The following is a 6057-nucleotide window of genomic DNA, read 5'->3' as shown; positions in this document are numbered from 1 at the left end:
CGGCAACGGCGTCACCGGCGTGGGCCTCGGCAACGCCGTCACGGGCAACGACTGCGCGAACACCGGAGACGGCGTCGAGCAGGGCGTCCGCACCCTTGTCGGCCAGTTCGCCGACGGCGGGGGCGACGACCCCGGCCTCCAGCATGCGGGCGCGGATCCCGTACAGGCCCAGCCGGGTCAGCCGCACCATCCCGTACCGGGAGACGTCCTCGTCGTCGGCGCCGGCCGCCGAACCGGCCGCGAGCTCCTCGTCGTCGGCCTCCGCCATGAGCGCCTCGTCGACGGGCCGGAACTCGACGAGCCCGATCGGCTCCAGCTGCCGGAACTGGTCGTCGAGCCGCATCATCGCGTCCGAGACCTGCTCCAGTACGGCATCGGTCGGCTCGCCCATGTCCTCGGGGACGACCATCGAGGCGGCGAGCACGGGCAGCGGAATCGGCCCGTCCGACGCGCCGTGTTCGGAGACCGAGAGCAGGTAGAGGTTGGCGAGGACCCCGTCGAGGAAGTCCGCCTCGCGGCCGGGGTTCCAGTCGAGCCGGTCGAAGTCGATCTCGCCGCCCGCGTCCAGCGCGTCGACGAGGTCGTCCAGATCGGGCACGGCCGCATCCGCGAGCACCGTGTCGAGGGCCGCCAGCCACAGGTCGAGCACCTCGGCGGGAGCCCCACCGGTCACCAGTGCCAGGTCCTCGCCGGGCACGGCGGTGCCGGACTCCTCCTCGGCGCCCCCGGCCCCGTCACCCCCGTCACCCGCGTCATCGGGTTCGGTCACGTCGACGAGGCCGGTGTCCACGGCGACCCGCCAGGCCTGGCTCGCGAGCACCGGGCCCTCCTCGTCGGCGGGGTCGAGGCCGAGCGCGGCGGCGGCCTCGGGCAGCTGGGCGGCGACGAGTTCGCCGCCGACACCGACGCGGGTGTCCGGTCCGGCCCAGCGGGCCAGCCGTACGGCGCGGGCGAACAGCGGGGCGCCGAGGGCGTCGCGGGCCAGTTCCGCGTCGGACGGCAGCCGTACCGGCGGCAGCGTGGGGTGCGGCTCTGCGGACATGGGGCGGTCTCCTCGCGGACGCGGTGGGGCGGCGGGCACGGCCCCCCTGGGGCGGCCGTCCGGCGCACCAGAGTAGACGCATTTCGGGCGCGCCCGGCGGGCCATCTCCTTTGGTTCATCCCACAGTCAGCTGCCGTATCCCCTGGAGACCTTGACAACTTCCCTGGTCACACAGGAAATTGACGCGCGTAGACCTATGGGGGCCCGGCGGGATTCCTGCGGATCTCCTGCGGCCCAGCCGTGGAACCCGCGTACGAATCCGGCCAAAACCACGCATCATCCTTCGTTTTCCTTCCTCCACACACCGGAGTTCCTGACCATGCGCTCCTCGCATCCCCGTTCCGCCGCCGTCTCGGCACTCGTCGCCACCGCCCTGGCCACCGGCCTGCTGGCGGGCACCGCCGACGCGGCCGAAGGCGCCGCGTCCGCCGATCCGGTACGCATCCACGACATCCAGGGCACCACCCGGATATCCCCGCTCAACGGCAAGCAGGTGGCCGATGTCGCGGGCATCGTGACGGGTGTGCGCACCTACGGCTCGCGCGGCTTCTGGATGCAGGACCCGGACGCCGACGACAACGACGCGACCAGTGAGGGCATCTTCGTCTTCACCAGCTCCGCCCCGACCGTGGCCGTCGGCGACGCCGTCAAGGTCTCCGGTCTGGTCGGCGAGTACGTCCCCGGCGGCGTCTCTTCCGGCAACCAGTCGGTCACCCAGATCTCCAAGCCGGCCGTGACCGTGGTCTCCTCGGGCAACGCGCTGCCCGAGGCCGTCGCGATCAACGAGTACAACGTGCCCGCCGAGTACGCCCCGGCGGGCGACCCGGCCGCCGCGAACAGCATCAACGGCCTGACGCTGGACCCCTCGCGCTACGCCCTGGACTTCTACGAGTCCCTCGAGGGCATGAACGTGAAGATCGGCAACTCGCGGGTGGTCGGCGCCACCGACCCGTACGCGGAGCTGTGGGTCACGGTCAAGGGCTGGGAGAACACCGCCAAGCGCGGCGGCACGCTCTACGGTTCGTACGAGTCCCAGAACACCGGCCGGCTCCAGGTCCAGCAGCTCGCGCCGCTCGCGCAGCAGCCCTTCCCGGTGGCGAACGTCGGCGACAAGCTGACCGGCACCACCGAGGGCCCGCTGGACTTCAACCAGTTCGGCGGCTACACCCTGGTGGCCCGCACCCTCGGCACGGTCAAGGCGGGCACCCTCGCCCCCGAGAAGACCAAGGCCCAGGCGCCCGGCGAGCTCGCGGTGGCCACGTACAACGTGGAGAACCTCGACCCGACCGACCCGCAGCAGAAGTTCGACAACCTGGCCAAGGCGGTCGTCGAGAACCTCGCCTCGCCCGACATCGTCGCCCTGGAGGAGATCCAGGACAACAACGGCGCCAAGAACGACGGCACCGTCTCGGCCGAGGAGACCATCAAGAAGTTCACCGCGGCCATCGTGGCGGCGGGCGGCCCGGCCTACGAGTGGCGGACCATCAACCCCGAGAACAACAAGGACGGCGGCGAGCCCGGCGGCAACATCCGCCAGGTGTTCCTCTTCAACCCCGCCCGCGTCTCCTTCACCGACCGCGCCGCGGGCGACTCGCTGACCGCGACCGGCGTGACCAAGGAGAACGGCAAGGCCGCCCTGACCCACTCCCCCGGCCGGATCGACCCGGCCAACCCGGCGTGGGCCGACAGCCGCAAGCCGCTGGCCGGCGAGTTCGTCTTCCGCGGCCGTACGGTCTTCGTCATCGCCAACCACTTCGGCTCCAAGGGCGGCGACGAGGGCCTGACCTCGATCCACCAGCCTCCGGTCCGCTCTTCGGAGACCAAGCGGCTGCTCCAGGCGCAGGCGGTGAACTCCTTCGTCAAGGACATCCTCGCGGCCGACAAGAACGCTGACGTCCTCGCCGTCGGTGACATCAACGACTTCGAGTTCTCGGGCACCGCGAAGGCGCTGGAGGACGGCGGGGCGCTGTACTCGGCGATCAAGTCGCTGCCGAAGGCGGAGCGCTACTCGTACGTGTACCAGGGCAACGCGCAGGTGCTGGACCAGATCCTGACCAGCCCGGCGATCAAGAACTTCACGTACGACAGCGTCCACATCAACGCGGAGTTCTCGGCGCAGAACAGCGACCACGACCCGCAGGTGCTGCGCTTCCGCCCGTAACCGCGGCGCGGAACCGAGCCACGGGGGCCCGGACGCGAGGCGGTCCGGGCCCCCTGCCACACTTCCGTTCATGATCTTCCGTGTCGCCACCCGCGCCGACCTGCCCGTCGTACTGGGCCTGCTGGCGGACGCCGGCCGGGAGCGGGCCGAGGTCACCGAGGCGCACGAACGAGCCTTCGCCGCCATCGAGGCGGACCCGCGCAACGAGCTGCTGGTGCTGGCCGAGGCCGGGACGGTACTGGGCTGCCTCCAGCTGACGTACGTCCCCGGCCTCGGCCAGGGAGGACGCGAACGGGCGCTGGTCGAGGCCGTACGGGTGCGCGCCGACCGGCGGGGCGGCGGGCTCGGCGCGGAGCTGATGCGGCTGGCCGTGGCGCGGGCGCGCGAGCGCGGCTGCGGCCTGGTCCAGCTGACCAGCAACAAGCAGCGGACCGACGCCCACCGCTTCTACGAGCGGCTGGGGTTCGCACGCAGCCACGAGGGGTTCAAGCTGCACCTGGAGCAGTGAGCGCCGGCGTCGCGCCGGTACCGCACCGGTGCCTGTGCGGCGAAGTCGGGGACTTTCGGCCCTGGCGTGACGCTCGCCACATCATGACCCATTCGACCCGGGTTGTGGTGTTGAGTGTCCCCACGCTCCACCATGTCCCCCCGCACCCCCGGAGGACCGTGTGTTCGCCTCGCTCTCGCTCGCCCAGGAAATCGGCCTCGCCGTCCTGCTCGTGGCCGCCGTCGTGTGGGTGCGCGGTCTCGGCCACATGCGGCGGGACTCCCGCTCCCACCACCCGGTGCCCGGCACGTACGAGGGCATCGCGGTGATCCCGGCCCAGCGCAGCGCGGCCACGCACCCGATGGAGTCGGTCGAACTGACCGAGGCCGAGGAAGAGGCCTTCGCGGGCCTGATCCGCAGCATCCCCCTGCACTGACCGGCCCACCCCGGCGGCGCCCTCCCCCGCTCGGGGCGGGAGGACGTCCCGGGACGCGGCCCGGGAAAGGCACGACGCCCTCACCGCCCCCTTGCCGGGGCCGGTGAGGGCGTCGCGGCGTTCCGGGCCGCCGGGCCCGGTCGCGGCCGTCAGTTGTGGCTGTGCAGGACCTCGTTCAGGCCGCCCCAGACCGCGTTGTTCGGGCGGGCCTCGACCGTGCCGGTGACCGAGTTGCGGCGGAAGAGGATGTTGCTCGCGCCGGAGAGCTCCAGGGCCTTGACGATCTGGCCGTCCGGGAGGGTGACGCGGGTGCCCGCGGTGACGTACAGGCCGGCCTCGACGATGCACTCGTCGCCCAGGGCGATGCCCACGCCCGCCTCGGCGCCGATCAGGCAGCGCTCGCCGATCGAGATGATCTGCTTGCCGCCGCCCGAGAGGGTGCCCATCGTGGAGGCGCCGCCGCCGATGTCGGAGCCGTTGCCGATCACGACGCCCGCCGAGATGCGGCCCTCGATCATGGAGGTGCCGAGGGTGCCGGCGTTGAAGTTGACGAAGCCCTCGTGCATGACGGTGGTGCCCTCGGCGAGGTGCGCGCCCAGGCGGACCCGGTCCGCGTCGGCGATGCGCACGCCCTTGGGGGCGACGTAGTCCGTCATCCGCGGGAACTTGTCGATCGAGGTGACCTGGAGGTACAGGCCCTCGGCGCGCGCGTTCAGCCGTACGGTCTCCACCTGGTCGACGGCGACCGGGCCCAGCGAGGTCCAGGCGACGTTGGCCAGCAGCCCGAAGACGCCGTCCAGGCTCTGGCCGTGCGGCTTGACCAGGCGGTGGCTGAGCAGGTGCAGGCGCAGGTAGGCGTCGTGGGCGTCCAGCGGCTTGTCCTCCAGGGAGGAGATCACGGTGCGGACGGCTACGACCTCGACGTCGCGGACCGCGTCCAGGCGGATCGCCTTGGCCGCGGCGGCACCCAGGAGCTGCACGGCCTGGTCGGCGGTGAGGCGCTCGGTGCCGGCCGGGCCGGGCTCGGCGACCAGCTCGGGGGCGGGGAACCAGGTGTCGAGGACGGTGCCGTCGGCGGCGATGGTGGCAAGTCCGGCGGCGACGGCGCCGGTGGTACGCGTAGCAGTCATGCCCGAAACCTAACCGGCGACGGCCCGAGGGTGCGAACCGGTCTCATGTGCCGGTCGCGCCGCGTGTCGCGTCCCGCGGCGTGCCTCCCGGCGGGCCTCGCGCCGCGCCGCGTACAGCACCGCCGCGCCCGCGCCCGACGCCAGTGCGGCGCACAGCGGCCACAGCAGCCCGGGGGCGGCCGCGTACAGGGCCCCGCCGAGCGGCGGCCCCAGGACGACGCCGCTGACCGAGACGCCCGCGTACAGGCTCTGGAACCGCCCGATGGCGTGCTCGGGCGCCTGGTCGGCGACGTACGCGGTGGCGGTGGTCTTGTACAGGATCTCGCCGAGGCTGAGCAGCACCATCATGGCGGCGGCGCTCGCGATCCCGACCCCGGCCGACAGCGCCGCGTACCCGGCGCCGACCAGGACGAGGCCGGTCCCGATGACGGGGAGCGGCGGCCGGGCGCGCAGGGCGACGGCCGCCGGGAGCTCCAGCAGCAGGATGACGGCGCCGTTGAGGGCGATCACGAGGCCGAAGGAGCGGGTGCCCTGCCCGTGGTCGGCGAGGAAGACGGGGAAGGTGGAGTACTGCTGGCGGTAGACGAGGTCGGTCACCAGGATCGCGCCGAGCAGCACGAGCACGGCCGGGCGGGCCCGGAGCTCCTCCCGCACGCCGCGGCCCGGACCCCCCGCCCGGGCCCCGGCGGGGCGGGGGGGGGGGCCCCGGGCCGGCCGCGGCGCCGGGCCGTGGCGGTTGGGGGCCGCGCCCCGCCCCCGGCAGGCCTCCAGGATCTCGGGACCGCCGCGCCGGTGGATGGC

The 6057-nt window shown here is 73.0% G+C and carries 6 protein-coding genes; 3 read left to right on the top strand and 3 right to left on the bottom strand.

What is annotated here, in order from left to right; translation table 11 throughout:
• A partial coding sequence (locus ACFXA3_RS32590; protein WP_385192739.1) for a hypothetical protein occupies positions 1-1042 on the bottom strand: 1042 nt, incomplete at its 3' end.
• A gap of 319 nt (positions 1043-1361) precedes the next feature.
• Between ACFXA3_RS32590 and ACFXA3_RS32585 the strand changes: the two genes are divergently transcribed.
• The 3 genes from ACFXA3_RS32585 (at position 1362) to ACFXA3_RS32575 (ending at position 4126) form a co-directional block, all read left to right on the top strand.
• Positions 1362-3203 carry an endonuclease/exonuclease/phosphatase family protein gene (locus ACFXA3_RS32585; RefSeq protein ID WP_385192735.1) on the top strand — a complete coding sequence of 614 codons (1842 nt, stop codon included), beginning with the start codon at positions 1362-1364 and terminating at the stop codon, positions 3201-3203.
• 70 nt (positions 3204-3273) lie between these two features.
• Positions 3274-3711, top strand: coding sequence for a GNAT family N-acetyltransferase (locus tag ACFXA3_RS32580; RefSeq protein ID WP_385192732.1), 438 nt, complete (start codon positions 3274-3276; stop codon positions 3709-3711).
• A 160-nt stretch (positions 3712-3871) separates the two neighbouring features.
• Positions 3872-4126, top strand: coding sequence for a hypothetical protein (locus ACFXA3_RS32575; protein ID WP_385192730.1), 255 nt, complete (start codon positions 3872-3874; stop codon positions 4124-4126).
• Between the two features lie 149 nt (positions 4127-4275).
• Here ACFXA3_RS32575 and dapD read toward each other — a convergent pair whose 3' ends face one another.
• Together dapD and ACFXA3_RS32565 are read right to left on the bottom strand one after the other, a co-directional pair.
• The gene (dapD, locus tag ACFXA3_RS32570) at positions 4276-5256 is read right to left on the bottom strand and encodes a 2,3,4,5-tetrahydropyridine-2,6-dicarboxylate N-succinyltransferase (RefSeq protein ID WP_054222725.1); all 981 of its coding nucleotides are present in this window, start codon (positions 5254-5256) and stop codon (positions 4276-4278) included.
• A gap of 9 nt (positions 5257-5265) precedes the next feature.
• A partial coding sequence (locus tag ACFXA3_RS32565) for an MFS transporter (RefSeq protein WP_385192728.1) occupies positions 5266-6057 on the bottom strand: 792 nt, incomplete at its 5' end.

Source organism: Streptomyces sp. NPDC059456, from assembly GCF_042750055.1.
Lineage (GTDB): Bacteria > Actinomycetota > Actinomycetes > Streptomycetales > Streptomycetaceae > Streptomyces.
The sequence above is the reverse complement of the archived record's forward strand: the minus strand, read 5'-3'. Positions and strand labels throughout refer to the sequence as shown.

Excerpts from the sequence above, each read along its gene's own strand:
- ACFXA3_RS32585 (WP_385192735.1), top strand. The coding sequence starts at position 1,362 with ATGCGCTCCTCGCATCCCCGTTCCGCCGCCGTCTCGGCACTCGTCGCC.
- ACFXA3_RS32580 (WP_385192732.1), top strand. The coding sequence starts at position 3,274 with ATGATCTTCCGTGTCGCCACCCGCGCCGACCTGCCCGTCGTACTGGGC.
- dapD (WP_054222725.1), bottom strand. The coding sequence starts at position 5,256 with ATGACTGCTACGCGTACCACCGGCGCCGTCGCCGCCGGACTTGCCACC.